This is a genomic window from Bacteroides oleiciplenus YIT 12058 (genome assembly GCF_000315485.1).
Taxonomy (GTDB): domain Bacteria; phylum Bacteroidota; class Bacteroidia; order Bacteroidales; family Bacteroidaceae; genus Bacteroides; species Bacteroides oleiciplenus.
Map to the genome: position 1 here is coordinate 190,590 of NZ_JH992943.1, position 19,205 is coordinate 209,794.

At 44.3% G+C, this 19,205-nt stretch carries 11 protein-coding genes; all 11 read right to left on the reverse strand.

What is annotated here, in order from left to right; translation table 11 throughout:
* Positions 1-14: 14 nt before the first annotated feature.
* A complete protein-coding gene (locus HMPREF9447_RS17280) occupies positions 15-2,009 on the reverse strand; it encodes an NPCBM/NEW2 domain-containing protein (protein WP_009131047.1) in 1,995 nt (664 codons plus the stop codon).
* 311 nt (positions 2,010-2,320) lie between these two features.
* Positions 2,321-3,463, reverse strand: coding sequence for a glycan-binding surface protein (locus HMPREF9447_RS17285; RefSeq protein ID WP_009131048.1), 1,143 nt, complete (start codon positions 3,461-3,463; stop codon positions 2,321-2,323).
* 31 nt (positions 3,464-3,494) lie between these two features.
* A complete protein-coding gene (locus HMPREF9447_RS17290) occupies positions 3,495-5,222 on the reverse strand; it encodes a RagB/SusD family nutrient uptake outer membrane protein (RefSeq protein ID WP_009131049.1) in 1,728 nt (575 codons plus the stop codon).
* 14 nt (positions 5,223-5,236) lie between these two features.
* Positions 5,237-8,488: a SusC/RagA family TonB-linked outer membrane protein gene (locus HMPREF9447_RS17295; protein ID WP_009131050.1), complete on the reverse strand. Its 3,252-nt coding sequence runs from the start codon at positions 8,486-8,488 to the stop codon at positions 5,237-5,239.
* Between the two features lie 100 nt (positions 8,489-8,588).
* The gene (locus HMPREF9447_RS17300; RefSeq protein ID WP_009131051.1) at positions 8,589-10,145 is read right to left on the reverse strand and encodes a DUF4434 domain-containing protein; all 1,557 of its coding nucleotides are present in this window, start codon (positions 10,143-10,145) and stop codon (positions 8,589-8,591) included.
* Between the two features lie 13 nt (positions 10,146-10,158).
* Positions 10,159-11,709 carry an ADP-ribosylglycohydrolase family protein gene (locus HMPREF9447_RS17305; RefSeq protein ID WP_009131052.1) on the reverse strand — a complete coding sequence of 517 codons (1,551 nt, stop codon included), beginning with the start codon at positions 11,707-11,709 and terminating at the stop codon, positions 10,159-10,161.
* Between the two features lie 200 nt (positions 11,710-11,909).
* The gene (locus HMPREF9447_RS17310; protein WP_009131054.1) at positions 11,910-14,096 is read right to left on the reverse strand and encodes a DUF4434 domain-containing protein; all 2,187 of its coding nucleotides are present in this window, start codon (positions 14,094-14,096) and stop codon (positions 11,910-11,912) included.
* Positions 14,093-15,502 carry a sialate O-acetylesterase gene (locus tag HMPREF9447_RS17315; protein ID WP_009131055.1) on the reverse strand — a complete coding sequence of 470 codons (1,410 nt, stop codon included), beginning with the start codon at positions 15,500-15,502 and terminating at the stop codon, positions 14,093-14,095. The genes HMPREF9447_RS17310 and HMPREF9447_RS17315 overlap by 4 nt, the downstream gene beginning before the upstream one ends.
* Before the next feature lie 8 nt (positions 15,503-15,510).
* Entirely contained in the window at positions 15,511-16,575 is a 1,065-nt protein-coding gene (locus HMPREF9447_RS17320) for a DUF4434 domain-containing protein (protein WP_009131056.1), read from the reverse strand.
* 13 nt (positions 16,576-16,588) lie between these two features.
* A complete protein-coding gene (locus tag HMPREF9447_RS17325) occupies positions 16,589-17,764 on the reverse strand; it encodes an AGE family epimerase/isomerase (protein ID WP_009131057.1) in 1,176 nt (391 codons plus the stop codon).
* Between the two features lie 37 nt (positions 17,765-17,801).
* Complete coding sequence (locus HMPREF9447_RS17330) at positions 17,802-19,205, reverse strand: sugar porter family MFS transporter (RefSeq protein ID WP_009131058.1); 1,404 nt, start codon at positions 19,203-19,205, stop codon at positions 17,802-17,804.

The window sequence follows — 19,205 nt, forward strand, 5'->3', positions numbered from 1 at the left end:
CTATTTTGCTGATTTTATTTCGTCGGAGTGATCTTTACGAAAGTAACACCATGATAGGGCACTTTAGTCTGGAAGCTGCCATTCACCTCTCCCAAGTCTTTTTGCCGCCACAAATCACGAACCGTTGCCTTGCCGTCAATACCCAGTTGCTTCAAATCGAAGTTAAAGCCATAGTCACGCATCTGCATAGCCTCGGCATCATCCTGATCCCAAAGGATAAAATAAGGATCTACGTGGAAGAAACCTACTGCATAAGAACCGTCATACAACTTCTTAGACCAGATTTGCCCGTTCTCCACCATCATCTTCCTGGCAGGAGCTACCAACGGATCCTGGCTGACTGCTATCACTTCATTGTTCGTCAGAAGATTCAACGTGAAGTCATCCATATTTGCCATGTCACAACCGATCAATAAAGGAGATGAAAGAAGACACCACAAAGAGATATGAGAATATTGTTCGTCCGCGGTCAGATAAGAATCGTGCACCTTGCTTCCCCAACCCTGGCCGAGTTTTCCTACCACCAGCATATCAGGGTCATTGTTTCTGCCCGGAGCAGTAGCCTCGGCACAAACATCCTGGAAAGTACCGATGGCAGTCACCACATTCCACTCATCCGTAATATCGCGGGTGGTACGCCATTGGTTGCCGCCTGCTTCGGGAGCCCAGTTCCATACATTGGGCGCTCCGTAACCCACACAATAAACGATGTCGCGGTTCACCTTGTCCAATGCTTTGCGCATTACGATATAGGGTTCCTGGATTGTTTTTTCTTCCGAGTTTTTCTCAATCTCCAGATAACCGCAATAGTCATACTTCAAGTAGTCGACGCCCCAGCGCTCCCACGTCTTGGCATCAATTTCTTCATGCTGGTAACTGCCCACATGTCCACCGCAAGTAATGTGTCCCGGAGAAGAATAAATACCAAACTTCAGCCCCAGACCATGAATATAATCAGTCAGTGCTTTAAAATCAGGAAACTTGTCATTGGAGAGAATTTCACCTTTTTGGGTACGCTCAGGTGCTTCCCAACCATCGTCGATATTTACATATTCCCATCCGTAAGCATGTAACTTCTCATTCATCATCCGGGCAGCGTCACGCACTTTCTCATCGTTAACGGAAAGTCCCCAGCAGTTCCAACTGTTCCAACCCATTGAAGGAGTCAATGCAATCTCGTCACCGATTTTAATGGTCACCTCTTTTACAGCTGTACCTTTATCGTTGGTAGCCTTCAACTGTACTTTATACTCACCTTTAGTGGTTGCTTTACCAGTGATATGACCAGTAGACGGATTCAGTTTTACACCTGCAGGAAGTCCGGTAGCCTCAAACTTCATCGGACGGTTGCCGGTAGCCATGACCGACCACAAAAAAGGATTTCCCGGACGTGCTCCATACACCAACGGATTATTGATGACCGGAGCTTCGGGAGCCGGCGGTGTCAGGATGTACTTTTCCTTAGCAACCGGTTTAGCCCATGCGGGGATAGGTTTCACATCACCACGGGTAGTAATCTTCACATTCAGCCAGTCGGCATGGTCGTACATGATGCCGTCGCCACACTCTTCTACCAACAGCAGCACTTTATCCACTCCCTTCAGTTTCACATCGAACTCCTTAACCGGATCGCCTTTCTTCATAACGCCGCTCGTCCAAAGTTCCTTCTTATCGCCAATGATCTTGAATTGAAGTTTTCCTGCAAACAAATTCTTATCGTCAGCACCTGCCAAACCGGATATTGACACTGCCTTGCCACCAAGATCATAGAGTAAACGGCTGATGGAGTGGGCACCAAGTCCACGTTCATAAACCACTCCATTCACCGTAAGAGGTGTATGCACCACGGAACGATTAATCTCGACCATACCCCAATCCTGAACATAACAGGAGTCTTGCCCGAATTCGTCTAACCAGACTTCTTTAGTAGGCCCATTATCACAAGACTGCAAACTCCAGGTGCCTATCAACATTGCAGCAAAGAACGCCGCGCATTTTTTTATTTTCATATTCTTTTAATTCTAATAAACTGTATTTCAAAATGTGGTTCATCCGGCAAATGCGTAATTTAATAGATATCCATCTATAATCTTATTTATCAAAGCATTGCATTTACCGATATTTTTTCATAGATGTAAAAGCATTTACCACTGTATGTAACGACCTTTACCCCTTATTGTAACGGCCTTTACCTCCTATTGTAACGACCTTTACCTCGGCATGTAAATGGAGTTACCATTCAGTGTAAACAGAGTTACCATTGGGAGTAAACTGAATTACCACTACTACATTCACCGGATGAACCTTAAATAGTTTGGTTTTAATCACCCTTTTTATAGATACGGATATTGTCGAATGAGAAATTACGGGCAATATTGGCATCTATTTCAAGACGCATATTGAAACTGGTATAAGATCCCGGGTAGTTATCCGGATAGTCAGTAGATTGAATGACAGTAAACGGCAATGTAATGGTTTCCCAGCGATTGAAGTTCTGAATATTGAAATCCGTTGCAATCCAGTCACAAGTAGGAGCCGCCCAATAAAGGTAATTACAGAACTTAATCTTATCCAGAATAAACTGGTTTGCCGTGCGGAACTCACATTTCACCACATAGTTTTTACTGGATTCAAGTCCCAGCATATCGGCAGTGTATTCAATACCTCCCCTTTCGGCAATATACCACCAACCGGAATATTCTGATTTATCGTCGATACGCAGGAAGTTACCGCTAAGGCGTTGAGGATCTTTGATGTCAGTCACCACATTGGTCATACTGGTAGGCAAGTATTCGTCAAAATCCATAATCATGAACTCACGGTCATAATAACGGCCCGGACAGATAGCTTCCACATCCCACTTCGTACCCTTCACCTTTACTTTGATATTCTTATCAACATTTACGGGCACCTGGGCAGTCAGGTAATTATTACCACTGCTGATGACTTTGGAGACTTTACCGTTAAAATCGACTACCGCATTCAGAGAGTCTATTTCATAAAGTTCGAAGAAGTCGCCATAAATCATAATGGTATCGCCCGGACTGGTATATTCATTGAACATACGATCCAAACGGAGTTGGGGAGCATTAGCCTTGAAAGGCACTTCCTGGCAACCGTGAGCATTATATATATAAATCTTATCCGTCTCTTTCTTAGGAAGTTTCACCGGAATCTTCATGAACAGAATATTGTTTTCCGTATATACTTCCAACATATCCAACGCCACATCATTAATCAAAACCGAATCGATATTGCGTACATCAAGCCCTGTGCCGTGTACGGCTATAAAGTCGCCCATAGCAGCCTCCGTAATCGGAGTATTCATATCATCAAGAGTTGTCACGTTGGTAAGCTGTATAGGCATTGAATTATCCTCATCGTCCGAACAAGCCGTAAACGACAGTCCCAGCAACAGCACACCACCCAAACATATATTTCTGAAATTCATTATATTTTTCATTGCATTATCTATTAATCATTAATAAATAAGATTACCATCCCGGATTGTTCCTATCGATATAAGGATTCGTATTGACAACATCCGGCGGGAACGGCAATAACAGATGCTTTTCTTCGCGGCGTTTTACTATCTCATTTTCATCCACAGTGCCAATGGCATTCATCACTTGCAGATAGATACCCCAACGAAGCAGGTCATAACGACGGATACCTTCGGCTGCAAATTCCTTTGCACGTTCTTCAAGAATAAATGAACGGAAAGATTCTTTAGTGAACGGGGTCTTTTCATTACGCTTACTTACCAATGTACTGTTGTTGCGTTTGTTCAGCAACTCCATCTTATCAAAAGCATCCGTTGTAGGGCCGTTCAATTCATTGTCTGCTTCACAATAGATAAGAACCAGATCGGCATAACGCAGATAAGGCCAGTTCCAATCCGTACGGTTACCATTGTTTTCAGCTGTTACGGCTGTGAACTTTTCAAGTTTGGCTCCATATTCGTGGGCACCGTTTCTGACAACGTCTGTCGGTTCGTAATTATACGGACATCCTTCATACGGTGGCAATCCCTGGCGTACTTTCACACTGTCGCGTTCGGGATAGAAATACCACTCCATTTTCTCGTAAGTCTTGTTCCAGTTATACGGAACACGGTGCTTAACCCCCCAGGTGATACGTTCGTCATCCCAGTCGTCGAATGTTTGCAACCAGTGGTCTCTCTGAACATAATAGCCGGAAGTCCACTCCCCGTTATATGCCGGATCGGGCCATCCGTAATAGTCTTTGCTGACGTAATTGTAGAAATCGTCACCCTGACCGGCCATGGTTTGCAGACAGAAAAGAAATTCCGGTCCGTTCTTGTAGGCAGGGCTCCACAATTCTTTTTGGCTTGCCGCCAATGAAACCTCACCGCTGCTGATTACTTCTCCGGCTTTTTCTCTTGCCAGACGATAATATTCCTGAGAGTCAAATTCCTCGTAGCCCGCTACTACATTTTTACTGTGAGTGATAGCCACCGGCATCAGACGTGAAGTTGAGCCATCAGGATTCAGCTTGCTTCCGGGACCACCTTTCACCGTGATTTGTCCACTCTTCATAGAAGCCGATCCGATAGTGGCATATACCTTGGCCAACAGAGCTTTAGCAGTGGCACGACATACATGTCCCTTCTTATAGCTTTCATCGGTACGCGGCACCAGCAGGTTTTCAGCTTCTTTCAGCGTCTCGATGATGTGCTCATAGACCTCTTTTATAGAAGAACGGGGCAATTCGGAGGAGTTACCCTCTGCAATAGAATACGTGTACAAAGGTATGGGACCGAAGAACTGAACCAACTGGAATTGAGACCAGGCTTTCAGGAAGCGAAGTTCACCCAGCGCATTGTTCTTTTCTTTTTCGGTAACTCCCGATATCTTCTGCACCAAATAATAGTGGTAGTTGGCCCTATGGATAGTGGTACAGTAATATTGATAGAAGTTCTTTGTTGAATTCTTGTCGTAAAAGTTACCGGCACCCTCGTCACCAAAAGCCCAGCTCGGCCCAGTCTGGTAGTCACAATCGAAGTTTACGACATTATGATAGTTACCCCATGTGAAAGGCCAGTGTAAAGTGTGATAAGCACCTGCCACCAATTGGTCATACGAACCTTCGGCAGCAACATCTTCACCTGCAACAAAGGTAAATGTTTCCTCCTCCAAGTCACAAGAGGTAGTCAGAAACAACCCTGCAGCACATAAGCTTAATATTTTTAATAGTTTCATATTCCTACTTTTTTTTAGAATGCTAATTGAATACCTAAGTTAAATGTACGGGCACTCGGATATGAAGACATATCCACACCTCTACGAGTCGGATCGCTGCCGAAGGCGTTTACATCCGGGTCATACCATTCATAACCGGAAATCGTAAACAGGTTAGTAATACTCGCTACAATATTGACAGACTCTACAAACTTCACCGGACGAGTCCAGTTATAGCTCAAGCTGATATTCTTGCAACGCAGATAAGAACCATCTACAATATAGCGATCGGAAGCTTTCATCGCGCGAGTAAACGTACCATCGGCACGCGGCCACTTAGCATTCGCCCTGTTTTCGGGTGTCCAACGGTTGTCGAACACGAAATAAGGCATGTTACCTGAACCTACAGCTACATCAAACTGCTTCAGATTCACATTCAGGATATCATTTCCCTGTGTACCTTGCAGGAAGAAACTGAACGTCCACTTCTTCCAGTTCAACGTACTGGTGATACCGTACTGGTAATCGGGATTCGTATCGCCGATAATAGTCTTGTCACGGTCGTCAATCACCGGATCATCATCCAGATTCTTATATTTCACCTGACCAACCATAGACTTAACTTTAGAGGGAGTAGCATCTCTGTAATACGGATCGGCACGCACCTCCGCCTCATTATCATAGAAACCATCTTCTACATAGCCGTATAAAGTGCCGATGGGATGGCCGTTTCTTCTCAGGAACATACTTTCAATACCCCAAGCCACATCCGAAAACTGGTCGGCATTCAAACCGCCAATCTCATTGCGGTTGAAAGATATGTTGGCATCCAATGTCCACATCCAGTCACGGGTTTTCACCGGAATGACGTGTGCGGTGATTTCAAGCCCTTTGTTGGTAACGCTGCCATAATTGCAGGCTATCTGGTTGAAACCGGAGCTCATATCAATATAGCGGTATTGCAGCAAGTCGGTAGTTTTCTTATAATACAAGTCCACAACCAGGTTTACCCGATTATTCAAGAAGGCCGCATCCAGACCCGCATTAAACTGATTGGTCGTCTCCCATTTCAGATTGGCTGCTGCCGGGCCTCCCCATCTGTCTTCACCGGCTCCCGGAGTCATCGTTCCGTCAAACGGATAGTTCTGAGCTTCGAAGCGTGAACGGGTAGCATAAGCACTGATACCCTGATTACCGGTCTGTCCGGCACTAAGACGCAACTTCAGGTTGTCAAAGAAATTAAGGTTCTTAATGAAAGCCTCATCAGATATACGCCATGCAAAGGCACCGGAATAGAAGTTAGACCAGCGATTCAGAGGATTGAAACGGCTGGAACCATCACGACGAAACGATGCCGTGAATAAATAACGATCCAGCAAATTGTAATTGGCACGAGCCAGATAAGACATCAACTGTGAACGCCATCTGCCGCTTCCAATTTCTTTCTCACCCACTGCCGCATTCATGTCGTTATCTTCCGTTATGTCATTCGGAAAGTTCTTGGCAAGCATATATTTGCTTCTTCCCATCGACTTTTCATAAGTCATACCGGCAACCAAGTTGATGGCATGTACACCAAACTTCTTATCGAACGTCAACAGAGACTCCAACGTCAGACCTTCGTAAGCATTGTCATCTTTTCTTCCGTAACCGTTGGTAGGATTCTGTCCGGAGCCGGTATAGCGGTTGTAATACTGGCTGCGTTCATTATAGGTATAGCCATAACCGATGTTCTGACGGAACTTCAGCCAGTCGGTGAAAGTTATTTCTCCAAAACCCGAAGCGTAAATACCGTAAGTCTCCAACACATTCTTTTCGGTATGGGCACTCAGATACGGGTTGGCCAAACCGGAAGCAAAGTCTTCGGAAAACTTAGAGTCAGCGTCCGGGTCGAACACCGGGCGGGTCGGATTAAATGCGATTGCAGATTCAATCACACCATAGTTTTCCGTATTGGTACGTGCCAGACGATTCTCCGATTTTGTAAAAGTCAGGTTACTGCCTATCTCCACATAATCATTGATTTTACGATTATTATTAGCGCGAACGTTATAACGCTTATAATAGGAGTTCACAATAACACCCTGCTGATCGAGATAGCCACCGGAGTACATATAAGAGCCTTTCTGGTCACCACCTGAGATATTCAGACTGTATTCCTGACTAAATGCGTCGCGGAAAATTTCATCCTGCCAGTTAGTGCCATAGAACATGTTTCCGTCTTCGCGCAAGTCAAAACCATTGCGGAAATCATCAGGACTGGGTAGATACGTTTTCTCCAGAATGATTTCTTCACCTGTTACCGGATCAGTACCTTTCTTAATAGACCATCTACCGGGGATAGGATAAGGAAGATTTTCATCGGAAACGTAATTCTTGCCATCATACATATAACCGAAGATTGTGCACTCATTCTTGAACTGTGCATAATCGCCCGCACTCAGTACATCAATCAGTTTTACAGGCTTAGACATACTGAAATTAGCACTGAACTGTACTCTCGCCTTACCCTGAGCACCGCTCTTGGTAGTAATGATAACAACACCATTGGCAGCACGCGAACCATAAATGGCAGTTGCGGACGCGTCCTTCAAAACCTGAATGGACTCTATATCCTGCGGACTGATCAAACTTAACGGATTGTTATTGGACTTCGTACCAAAGTCTGTGGAAGGAGCTTCACCGGCCGTAAACGGTACACCGTCCAATATATACAATGGTTCTGTATTCGTTGTGAACGAGTTGGCACCACGAATCTGAATCGTCACACCTGCTCCCGGAGCACCATCGGCCTGGGAAACCTGTACACCGGCCATTTTCCCTTGCAAACCCTGGTTGATACTTGTCGGATTCGTCTTCAGCAAATCCTCGCTTTTCAGAGAAGAGATAGATCCTGTAAGGTCTCTCTTAGGTACGCTACCGTAACCGATAACCACCGTTTCTTCCAACATGTGGCTATCTTCCTGTAACACTACATTGACAGTAGTCTTACCTTTTACCGCTACTTCCTGGGTTTTAAAACCTATGGAAGAAAAAATCAGAGTAGCCGTATTGGAGGCATTGACAGAGTAACGACCGTTTACATCCGTAATAGCTCCCGTATTCGCATTCTTCACGCGAACTGTAGCACCAATTACAGGTTCACCAAAATCATCAGTCACAACACCCGTAATTTTAGACGTTTGAAGGATTTCTGTAGTTTCGGCCCTCAAACCATTCGGAACTATCATCAGTGCCATCAGAAGCACTCCAATAATTCCACTCATCGATTTGTGTAATCTTTTCATAGACTCATTTTTGGATTAATTAAATAAAGAAGTTTTTCAATGTATTGATATTTATGCCACATCACTTTCATGAAAGAATGAATGATACGGCAATTGTTTTCTATTTTATTGCAGGATTAATAAATAATTCATCCATATACACTTTCTGAGGCGCATCAAAAGCAACCTTCAGATAACGTGCATTCTCATTCAACTTATCAAACAGTATCCCGTCAATCCAGGCGTCATACTTGTTATTAGGGAAGTAAGGAGCATCTTTGACGGAGGCCAGACTATAGTTTTTTCCATCTTCTGAAGCATAGACATAAACTTTTAGCGGAGTGTTAATCCCCTCCGGATTATAATTCAGTGTACGAACCATGACACTCTTAACCGGAGTTTTCTTTTGCAAATCCACCACTATTTCATGGTGTCCCTGCTCAAACTTCACCCATCGGTGGTCTTCACTACTTTCTTCAGCCACCTTACCATCCAGCAAGGGTTGCATACCGGCTTCACTCACCATTTCAGAAGTAGCCGCATTCACCAGTTTCTCAAGCAAAGTAGCTTCAAACATTTTCCAGTAGACATCACCGTTTTTCCATGCCATATATTTATTGCATACATCATTGGACCACACCGGTTGGCCCAGTTGATAAGGAGATTCCGGATCTTCAATGATACCGCCAAACATGAATGAAATGATACGGTCTACTCCTGCCGCCGACGCAGTCGCCTGTTGAGAGAGCAGACGGGAATAGGCTGCCGGAATTAACGCCGACTGACGGTCGTTCGTGCCTTCTTCCCATGTAAATGTTTCGCAGTTAGCCCACATCTCAATATTCAGACGATTGTGAATATCGCGCATTCTTTGCCAGTTCTTCTTCAAACGTGGAAGGGTGAATTTATCGCGTACACACCCTACTTCATCCTGATAAGCAATGATATCGACTTTCAGCTTTGCCATCTGCTTTTCATAATCCGGATTATCAAATTCCGACAAGCCAATGCCATAAGGAGAGATCAGAGTTTTTTTGCCGGGAGTCAGAGTTCTGGCTTTCTCAACCAGTGTATTGACTGATTGTACGGCATGTTCGGCAAAAATAGGGCAAAGGCAGTCTTCTACCGGTAAATACCAGCCATAGAAAGCTTTGTGGTTTTTATAAAGGGATGTCAACTCTTCCATAATCTGAAGCTGACGCTCCCTGATTGCCGGGTCGAGCAGATTATCATCCTGGTCTTTCGCCCAACCGGTACTCATAAACACCTTCATTTTGTGTTTAGCCGCTTCGTCAAGAATAGCATCTACCGGGCTTTTCATACCCTTATCGTATAACCAGGGCATCATTTTAGAAGGATAGTAAGCCTTACCCTCATTAGCCACTTCCATGAAAACCAGGTATTCAATGCCCATAGTCGATAGTTCACGCACCTTGGCTTCCCACAACTTCGGATCTGTATTATCAAAGTTCTGAGGATTCGTATATTTATTGCGTACATCCTTATAGGCCAGATTTATCCATGTACCGGTTATGGGTTTTACCTCCGTTGCCGGTTTATCGGCTTTTTCCGTTGCCGGCTTACCGGAAGTGCCATTACCGGCGCAAGCGGTTATTGCCGGTAATGAAATCGACATTGCCAACAAACTCAATAATATCGCTCGAAAATTCTGTTTCATAGTATATATGTATTTAATGATTAAAGTTTTGTTTATCCGAATAAATCACTGCCTCGCCCAAATAGACTTGTGCATCCTTACGGGGATTCAGCCATTTAAAGCCCACCTTATGGGTAGTGTTCTGCAACTGATATCTGTGGAAAAGATCCACTCTCCTGTCGTCAATGGAGGATGCTTTGGCAACCGGCAGGTTGGCGGTTTCAATCAGATTGCCGTCAATATGCATTTCAACCTGTGCCACATAGTCCTCATCCGCACATTTCACATACCCTTTCAACACGAAGCCTATACCGTCGAACATCCATTCCGTCTTATCTTGCAAAACCGTGTTGACGGCCATCTTATCTACGGGATAATGTCCCTCGAATGCTTTTTCATATTTCACGGCAACGGGCTTTTGGGTTTTAATGGTTACCTGGGATTCCTCTACTTTACCACCTTCTTTTTCGATCATTTGCAAAGCATGTTTCAAGCCCAGTTCCGACAACTTATTCAAAGACACATCGGTATATGCAAAAGGTATATCCTCAATTTCATAAAGGCTTTCTTTCCAGATTTCCGGAATATTGGCATACCCTGTTATCGTTCCTAAAATGCCTGCGGCAGTAGCTGCATTACAGTCGGAATCCTGTCCACAACGGGCAGCTATATCAATCGTGGTAAAGAAGTCCTTCCGGCCATACAGCAATCCCATTATCACATAAGCACTGTTTATTTTAGCATCAATATCGAATGGTGCGAACACGCCATCCGGACAGCCCACTTCCGACGTCCACTTCTTCTGACATTCAAACCAAGTTTGTTTCCAGTCGTCCGGATATTGTCTGTACCAACCTATCACGTCTTTCATGCAACGATAGAAATCACTCTGCGCGGGAATAGTCTTCAACGCCTCCGAAACCACCACTTCCACGTCATCCGAAACGAAAGCCATCGAGTACAAAGCACCGACATATACACCACCATACCAGCCATCGCCATAAGTGAAGATGTGTCCTACTCTATCAGATATTTCAGAAGCCGTATTAGGCATACCCGGCGTCATCAGGCCTGCAAAGTCTGCTTCAATCTGATAATCGATGTCGTCAGCATGAGGATTATTCAGCCAATGACCGGACATGGGCGGCATGATGCCTTGCTTTATATTGTACTTGGCAACCTGATTGGCGTGCCACAACGGAAATCCTGCATTGGCAAAACTTATTGCGAATGAATCGGCCGGAGCATCCAAGCCTAAACGTTCAAATACATTAACGAAAATGATATCTACATACAAGTCATCATATAAACCGGGAAAAGTGTCAAAGTAAAATTTCACCCGGTCTTCGGACCATTTTATGGGAGTATAATCTTGAATCATTGTACCGTTGTGCAGGAATTCCACAGGTCCGCCATAGGTGCAGCCAATGGTCTTGGCTGCCCAGCCGCCTTTTATTTTGTCGGCCAGCACCTCTTTCGTCATCGTCACCTCAGACGGAACTGCTGTTTGAGACGGTGCAGAACTGCATCCTGCACACAGTACAACAACTACAAAAATATAAACGATAAAGGTTATATTCTTCATAGGTCTTTTTTAGTTAAAAACAAGATTTATATTTATGACTTCCGCATTCTTTCCCGGAGTAATGCCGCATTGCAGTGTATAGAGGGTTAACCTCTGTTTGGCAAGTGTAAACCTCTACTTGGTGAATGTAATGTTGAGGTTTATGGTATAAAACCTCAACGTTTGCATTCGGCACTACCTTTGGGAAATAATGCATCTATTCATTTTTTATTTATTGCTTTTTGTTTGGCAGACTCTTCATCCAGCACATTGTAGGTGGATACTTCATATACATTATCTTCATTGCCTTCTTTGTCCGTGAAAGAAGTCGGGAAATCATTTCCATGTACCTGAAGTTTCTTTAATAATGTACCGTTACTGTAAATATTGAAACCGGCTACATGCTCCAGGCTACCCGGAATCCAACTGATTTCCATCCCCTTGGATGCCTTTAGCATCAGGACGTTTTTCACATCCTGAGGAACATTCACTTTAGGGAGTTTCCCTTCTTTACAATATTGCAGGTAGGCTTGATGATATTCATTGCTCACCACAAACGGACTGTTGTAATGGCTATAAGCAAAGCAAATAATATTGCTTACATATCCATTCACAATATCCAACTGTTTCTTTACACGTGTCAGCGGAGCGCTAACCCAGAACTGTTGGTCGAACGTCTCTACATTTCCCCAGAACTTCAAGCCCGGTTTGGTATTGACCGCCTGCTTCAATTTAGAAAACCAATCCGACAGATTATCCAGGTTCAGACCACCCGCCCCGACGCAATCCTGCGGAGAAAAAATATCACCGAACCTGAAATGGGTCTGTGCAAAGACAGTCTCCCACATCTTTCCGTACTCTTCCGCATTTCCTCCCACTTTATGATTCATGAAAGGGGACAGCATGAATGGCATATCGGGAGTTATTTCAGAGAGATGATCCAGATTCGTATTCAAAGCCTTTGCCAGAATGGCCTGACGCTCAGCCGTCATGCAGTTCAGATTATCCACTTCCCAAACCCAATACCAACCATACATGGCATCAGGATACTTGCCCTTATATAAAGCGACCAACTCATCCGCTACTTTATTGCCAATCTCCATTTGGCCTACCAGCCAGTCCGCATCGTAATCCACTTTCCACCATCTATCGTTGAAGTTCAGTCCGATAAAAATCTTAATTCCGTTTTTCTGAGCACTACGCAGACATTTCTCCAACGTCTTGTTCTGTTGCTTCTTCTTCGTCAGCGACGACGGGTAATTGGTAGTAGTCTTTCCTTTTTCATCAGTCAGAAGTGCGGGAGCATAGATTAAATACTTCATACCGGCTTCCTTAAACATTTCCATCTCCTGGTCCCAGCGTGCATCCTCCCAGTTGGCTACCAAAAATTCTTGTATAAAAGAGCCACTGAAACGGGGAATACCGGTACCCTGATTTTTCTGTTCGAACGTATAGTGAAAGTAAGTCCCATCCAGGTCTATGATATACGAATCAAAGCTAGCCTCCTCTTCATGCAGGTTGATGACGCGGGCACCCCGGCTCAGAACCTCGTTATAGGCAGAGGGATATCCCGTCTTACGTCCGTAAGCTAAAGCGATATTACCGTTCCAGTCCACCATATAGTCATTATTATGGTCATGCCCCACAAACACACCTATCACGTCTTTCTTCTCGATAAAGGAGGAAAGTAATCCCGAATTGATGTTGGAAGCACAAACTCCTTCTTGCTTTTCACCGAATTCACGGCATACCCACCTTGCTGTTTCATGTTCGGGCAAAGGAATATGGAAGAATGCCAATGATGGCAGAGTACGTTTGTTGCGTGTCGTAAACTGATCGCTCGTCCTACGATACCAGTCAATCTGGTCGTGTTTAATCCAGTCGTAATATCCGAAAGAGCGGTCTTGGGTAAGATTGTGGGAATCCATCAGATACAAGACCCACTTCTCCGATTTCCCGTCAGATGAAAGAACCGGAAGTGCACAGTTGCCGGAACCGGAAAGCTTTTCCGCATCATATGTCAGATTATAGGGAACCGTACGCAGATACTCAAGTATTTGGGCATTGTTCATATCTGTCTCTTCATCGTGGTTTCCGAAAGTTACGGCAAACGGCATCTTTTCTTCTGCAAACAGGCCGGCCAATCTTTTCCAACCCCGAAGGGCATTCCAAGAGACAACTACATCACCCGTCAGAATCACAAGGTCAGGACGCTCCGTGCGGATAATCTCACGCATCAGATTGTAAGTACTGTCATTCTTCAGTTTATAAGAATCGCTTTCCACCCAGTGCAGGTCTGTGAACTGCACAATCTTGAACTTTCCGTCATGGAACTTCAAACCGGAAGTCTGAGCCAAACAGGAAAAGCACAGCAGGCAACTAAATATGATTAATAAATATTTTTTCATTTCTTTCTGTCTGTTCTAAATGGTGCCAATGGCAACCCGTTACTATCAAATAAATCAGGAACCGCATCATTCGTAAAGCAATAGCGCACGGCAACCGGCACTCTTACCTTCGCAGAGGACACGCTGATCTCGCCATTTTTCAGCAGTTTGGCATCTGCCGGATATACTTCTCCCGCCTGATCCACCATCTCAAAATTCCGGATGGTTTTATTTTTACACGTCAATTTACCAAGGGCGGTAGTGGTAACAATCATTTTACGTCCTTCCGTACGGACAGACTTTAACATCGGGGAATAAGGTTGTATCTCCTCCTTGTGGTATGTCTTTCTCAGCGCCATATTGGCCAGACGAACACCCACCTGCTTTTTCAAGCTTGGATGAATATCAGCTATATCATTCACCAAATCACCGACTACCACCATTCCGGTGTTGTGCAACGTTGCAGCAACGTCGGCCTGCTGCTCACGCAGGTAAGCTGCATTTCTGCCGGCATATCCGTTCCACGGAGCAATCTGCACAAAATAGAAAGGCAAAAAGCGATGGAACTCATTTCTCCAGCCTCTTATCATGCCGTCAAACAGAGGACCATAATCGGCAGCCCGCTCATTATTGGCTTCTCCCTGATACCAGATAACTCCCGCAATAGTGTAGTTCTTGATAGGATGGATCATTGCATTGTAAATGGAAGAGTTAGCCGTAGGAGACCAACCGGCAACTTGCTGCTTCTGTGACAACACATACAATTCTTTTTCGTGATTGAAAGTAAATTCATCAATCCAGGGTTCTACGGCTGTTCCACCCCAATAAGAGCCGATTAGTCCCACAGGCACGCCTAACGCTTCATTCAAATGCTGTCCAAAAAAGAAGGCAACGGCGCTGAAATCTTTGTATGTCTCCGGAGAGCAGATTTCCCATTTCCCCTGGATGCGTTCCACCGGATATCTGGAGGTTGCTTTAGATACTTTGAAAAAACGTACTTGCTTATTCTCCAAAGCTTTTGTGATATCACCGGCATCCTGAACCGGATAGCTCATTATATATTCCATATTAGACTGACCGGAACACAACCATGTTTCTCCCATCAGGATGTCATTCACTTCCCTTTCCAACTTGTTTTCCCAACCATAAAAACGAATACTGTGGGGGCCTGCCGATTCGGGAGTACGAATATAGGCTTCCCAGGAACAGTGCATATCTGATTTCGCATGAATCGTATCCGCAGGAGCCCAGCTGCATACAATCTTCAAATCCCATACACTCGGACACCATCCCCAGAGTTTTACCTCGGAGTTCCGTTGCATCACCGCATGATCGCTGATGATGGAAGGAAGAGCAAATTCCGGGTTCTGTGCCGAAACATGGGTAAATGCCAATATGAAGGTTATGATAATAAATAGTCGTTTCATAGTATTCATTATTTAAAGTTCTGCTTTCTATACCAGTTCATATACTGATTATACAGTCTGACTGATTCATCGCGCAACCCGGCGTGAGCCAATGAACCGGGCTTGTTCATAATACCAAGATATTGATATACCAGAATCTTATCTACGAACGGAGATATGGCCTCCATCTGATGGATAATCCTTTTGTCAAAGTCGGCTGAAATCAGGCTGCCATGAGTGGTCTGTTCAAAGTAGAAAAGTTCCATGTCCGCCCATATTCTTGAACGACCGGCTTTCTGATGCGCCTTAGATAGATTTTCAAAGGCACGGGCTGATTGTTCGAATGTAGTCACGCCCACCCCTACACCATCCTGATAGGCTACAATCTCCACATTAAGCTGCTCTAATTGCCTGATAAATGTATCATCGCATTTTTCGGCCTTAATATTATAAGGCGCGATGATATTAACGCAATTGGCATTCAATGATTTGGCTATCTGCGCACACTCATTCACATACGGGATAACATATTCACCGAAATAGGGATCCAACCATGATTCATTAGGAAAATACCAGCCATAGAAACTCTTATGATGCCCGTATCTCGCATAAATCTCTTCCATAGATTTGGCTCTCTTTCTTCCTAACTCTTTATCGGTCATCATCTTCACAGCATCCAGATCCAACGCCCAGTAGTCATTGCTGACAAAGAATTTAACCCCAAACTCATCAGCTGCCGCAAGAACCGTTTCAATGGGATCTTCACATCCCATCTTGAACTTAGGAGCCAAATCCGTATCATAAAATGCGAAACCATGGGAAGCCACATTCATCATAACCAGATATTCCATACCTGTTTCACGGATTTCACGGATTTTCTCCCGCCACTGAGCTGCGGTAAAATTTCTCAAATCCTTATCCCAATACACACCTTCTTTTCCTCCCGGATGCTGAAACTCAAACCAGGAACCGGATATCGGCTTAATTTTAGGATTTTGGACAGCTTCCTGCAAAATCCCGGCCTGCGAAATACCCGGTATTAGCATGCCGGCAGCTCCCAAGCCTAAAGTCGTTAGAAAATTTCGTCGATTCATAGTATTAAATATTTTATTCTGATTTTATTATCTCTTCCAGAACTGTCCAACATTGGTAAAGCCCTCTGGGTACGTGGAAACAGCCTTTCCATTTCCCGCCTTTCAGCGGTAGCAGCACCTCACCCCTCCTGTTCAAGTAACCAAACCACTCTGGATATTCCGAATCTTTGAAATGCCCCCATGTATAGTCATGAACTTTTTCGAACCATTCCAGGCACTTTTTATCACCCGTAAGCTGATATCCTTTCAACAGGGAAATGAGCGTTTCGATGTGTACCCACCAAAGTTTTTGATCCCATTCCAATTGCTGGGGAGGACATCCTTTGCGATCCATGAAGTAGTAAATACCTCCATATTCTTTATCCCAGCCATAATCGAGCATGGTTAAAGTCACATTTTTAGCTTTTTCTATCAGCTCGGGACGGTTCAGGCGCTTTCCTAAATCCATAATGAACCACATAGCTTCAATATCATGTCCCGGAGTCACCTGCCGGCCTTCGAAAGAATCGGAAAGTTCGCCATTGCTCTGCACATTCTCTACAATAATGCCTCCCAGCTCCGGACGGTAAAATACTTCCATCACCTCGCGAATACATACTTCCATCGTTTTCTTCAGGTAATCCTTATCGAGCAAATGTTCTATTTCCAAAGCCAGGTTACACATGATCATAGGAAGAGCAAAATTCTTCAAATCACGCGTGCCGGAATGAAGTTTATTCCACTTGCCTTTCGGATTGTCTACTTTGGACAGAATGATTTCGAACGTTTTTTTAGCAATATCCGCATACTCCTGATTTCCGGTGGCAAGGCTAAGTTGCCCAAAAGCCATGGTTGCGAAAGTGTAGGAGAAAATATTGTAAGGATCGACCAGGGGGCGTCCCATACGGTCAAGAGAGAAATACCAATTGTAATTTCCATCATGACCGTACTTTTTCAGGAACTCTCCGCCTTGAATGGCGCAATCCAACCATTCCCGGCGCTTCTCTACCTTATTGTAGAGCATTGAAAACAACCATACCTCACGGCCTTGCAGCCAAATAAACTTATCTGTATCGAAAACATTACCTTGACGGTCCAGACAGGTGAAATATCCGCCGAACTCGTGATCCTGAGAATGTTTTAGCCAGAAAGGAAGAACGTTATCCATCAGTTCGTCCTTATAAAGAGCAGCCAATTTTTTAAAATCCATAATTCTCTATTTTTATATTGTATATTAAGGTCGATTTCTATTTGGAACTGGTCCAGTAACGTTCTATTTCCTCCAATGACTTTCCTGTCGTTTCGGGAACAAGTTTCCAAACAATAAGTATATAGGGGACGCACATAACGGCAAACAAGAAGAATGTTCCGGCGGGGGTAAGATTCTGGAGCATCCAAGGGGTCAGCTGGCCGATAAGATACGTTCCGATCCATAAAGCAAATCCGGCAATGGACATAGCCAATCCACGAACTTTGGTAGGATACATTTCAGAAAGGAGCACAAACACCACTGCACAAATAGAAATAGCACAGCAGAATACATAAGATAAAAAGAATATAAGCAGGAATATACTTGAAATGCCTAAAGACTCTCCAAACAGGAAATAGATACCGATAAGCAGCAAAGTAACAATCATGCCGGAAACTCCATAATAAACCAGTTTCTTACGTCCGACTTTATCAATGATAATCAGTGCCAGCACCGTAGTCAGAGTATTTACCAGTCCTACCAGAACCTGATAGTAAAGAGAATCTCCACCCGACAAACCCGCATTTTCAAAAATAGACGGGCCGTAATAAAGAACCGCATTTACTCCCATAAACTGTCCCAATATTGCAATGCACACCCCGATAATGACAGCCTTCAGAATTCCGGGTTGCAACAGGAGAGACCATTCGGATTTTGACTCGAAAGTTAATACCGATTTCGTTTCGTTCACCTGGAACGTAGCTTCTTTAGCAGAGACGTAGATTTTCTTCAGAATATTCGTTGCCTTCACATCCTGCCCCTTCAGTATCAGCCAACGCGGACTTTCAGGTATAAAGAATATTATAATAAAGAATAATACAGCCGGAAGAGTCTCCATTCCCAACATTCCCCGCCACACTTCGGTAACAAAAATCAAATCGAACCAATCGGTCCCCGGATTAGTATGGGTTTCCGCGTAGGCAAGCAACTGATAGTTTACCAGATAAGCACCCAAAAAGCCAACTGTCACAGCCAATTGATACAAAGAAACCAGACGCCCTCTATACTGAGCAACGGAAACCTCCGATATATATAGCGGAGAAATAATAGAAACGACTCCAATGCCGATACCACCGATTATGCGGTAAATCACCAACTGATTAAAGTCAGCACACAAGGCACATCCGATAGCTGATGTGGAAAATAGAACCGCTGAAATAACCATAGTAAGTTTACGACCGAACTTATCACTCAAAACTCCGGCAAAAAGTACGCCGACAATGGATCCTACCAAGGCACATCCCACATACCATCCTTGTTGCAAGGCATCAAGCCCGAACAGTTCCGTTACCTGTGCGATGGTTCCGGAAATAACGGCGGTATCATATCCGAACAGGAAACCACCTAAGGCAGCAACCACTGACAGGAAGACAAGATAACCTATATTAATTGTAGATTTCAT

What these genes read in the sequence shown, in the direction of transcription:
- HMPREF9447_RS17280 (WP_009131047.1), bottom strand. Translation starts at nt 2,009, where the DNA reads ATGAAAATAAAAAAATGCGCGGCGTTCTTTGCTGCAATGTTGATAGGC.
- HMPREF9447_RS17285 (WP_009131048.1), bottom strand. Translation starts at nt 3,463, where the DNA reads ATGAAAAATATAATGAATTTCAGAAATATATGTTTGGGTGGTGTGCTG.
- HMPREF9447_RS17290 (WP_009131049.1), bottom strand. Translation starts at nt 5,222, where the DNA reads ATGAAACTATTAAAAATATTAAGCTTATGTGCTGCAGGGTTGTTTCTG.
- HMPREF9447_RS17295 (WP_009131050.1), bottom strand. Translation starts at nt 8,488, where the DNA reads ATGAAAAGATTACACAAATCGATGAGTGGAATTATTGGAGTGCTTCTG.
- HMPREF9447_RS17300 (WP_009131051.1), bottom strand. Translation starts at nt 10,145, where the DNA reads ATGAAACAGAATTTTCGAGCGATATTATTGAGTTTGTTGGCAATGTCG.
- HMPREF9447_RS17305 (WP_009131052.1), bottom strand. Translation starts at nt 11,709, where the DNA reads ATGAAGAATATAACCTTTATCGTTTATATTTTTGTAGTTGTTGTACTG.
- HMPREF9447_RS17310 (WP_009131054.1), bottom strand. Translation starts at nt 14,096, where the DNA reads ATGAAAAAATATTTATTAATCATATTTAGTTGCCTGCTGTGCTTTTCC.
- HMPREF9447_RS17315 (WP_009131055.1), bottom strand. Translation starts at nt 15,502, where the DNA reads ATGAAACGACTATTTATTATCATAACCTTCATATTGGCATTTACCCAT.
- HMPREF9447_RS17320 (WP_009131056.1), bottom strand. Translation starts at nt 16,575, where the DNA reads ATGAATCGACGAAATTTTCTAACGACTTTAGGCTTGGGAGCTGCCGGC.
- HMPREF9447_RS17325 (WP_009131057.1), bottom strand. Translation starts at nt 17,764, where the DNA reads ATGGATTTTAAAAAATTGGCTGCTCTTTATAAGGACGAACTGATGGAT.
- HMPREF9447_RS17330 (WP_009131058.1), bottom strand. Translation starts at nt 19,205, where the DNA reads ATGAAATCTACAATTAATATAGGTTATCTTGTCTTCCTGTCAGTGGTT.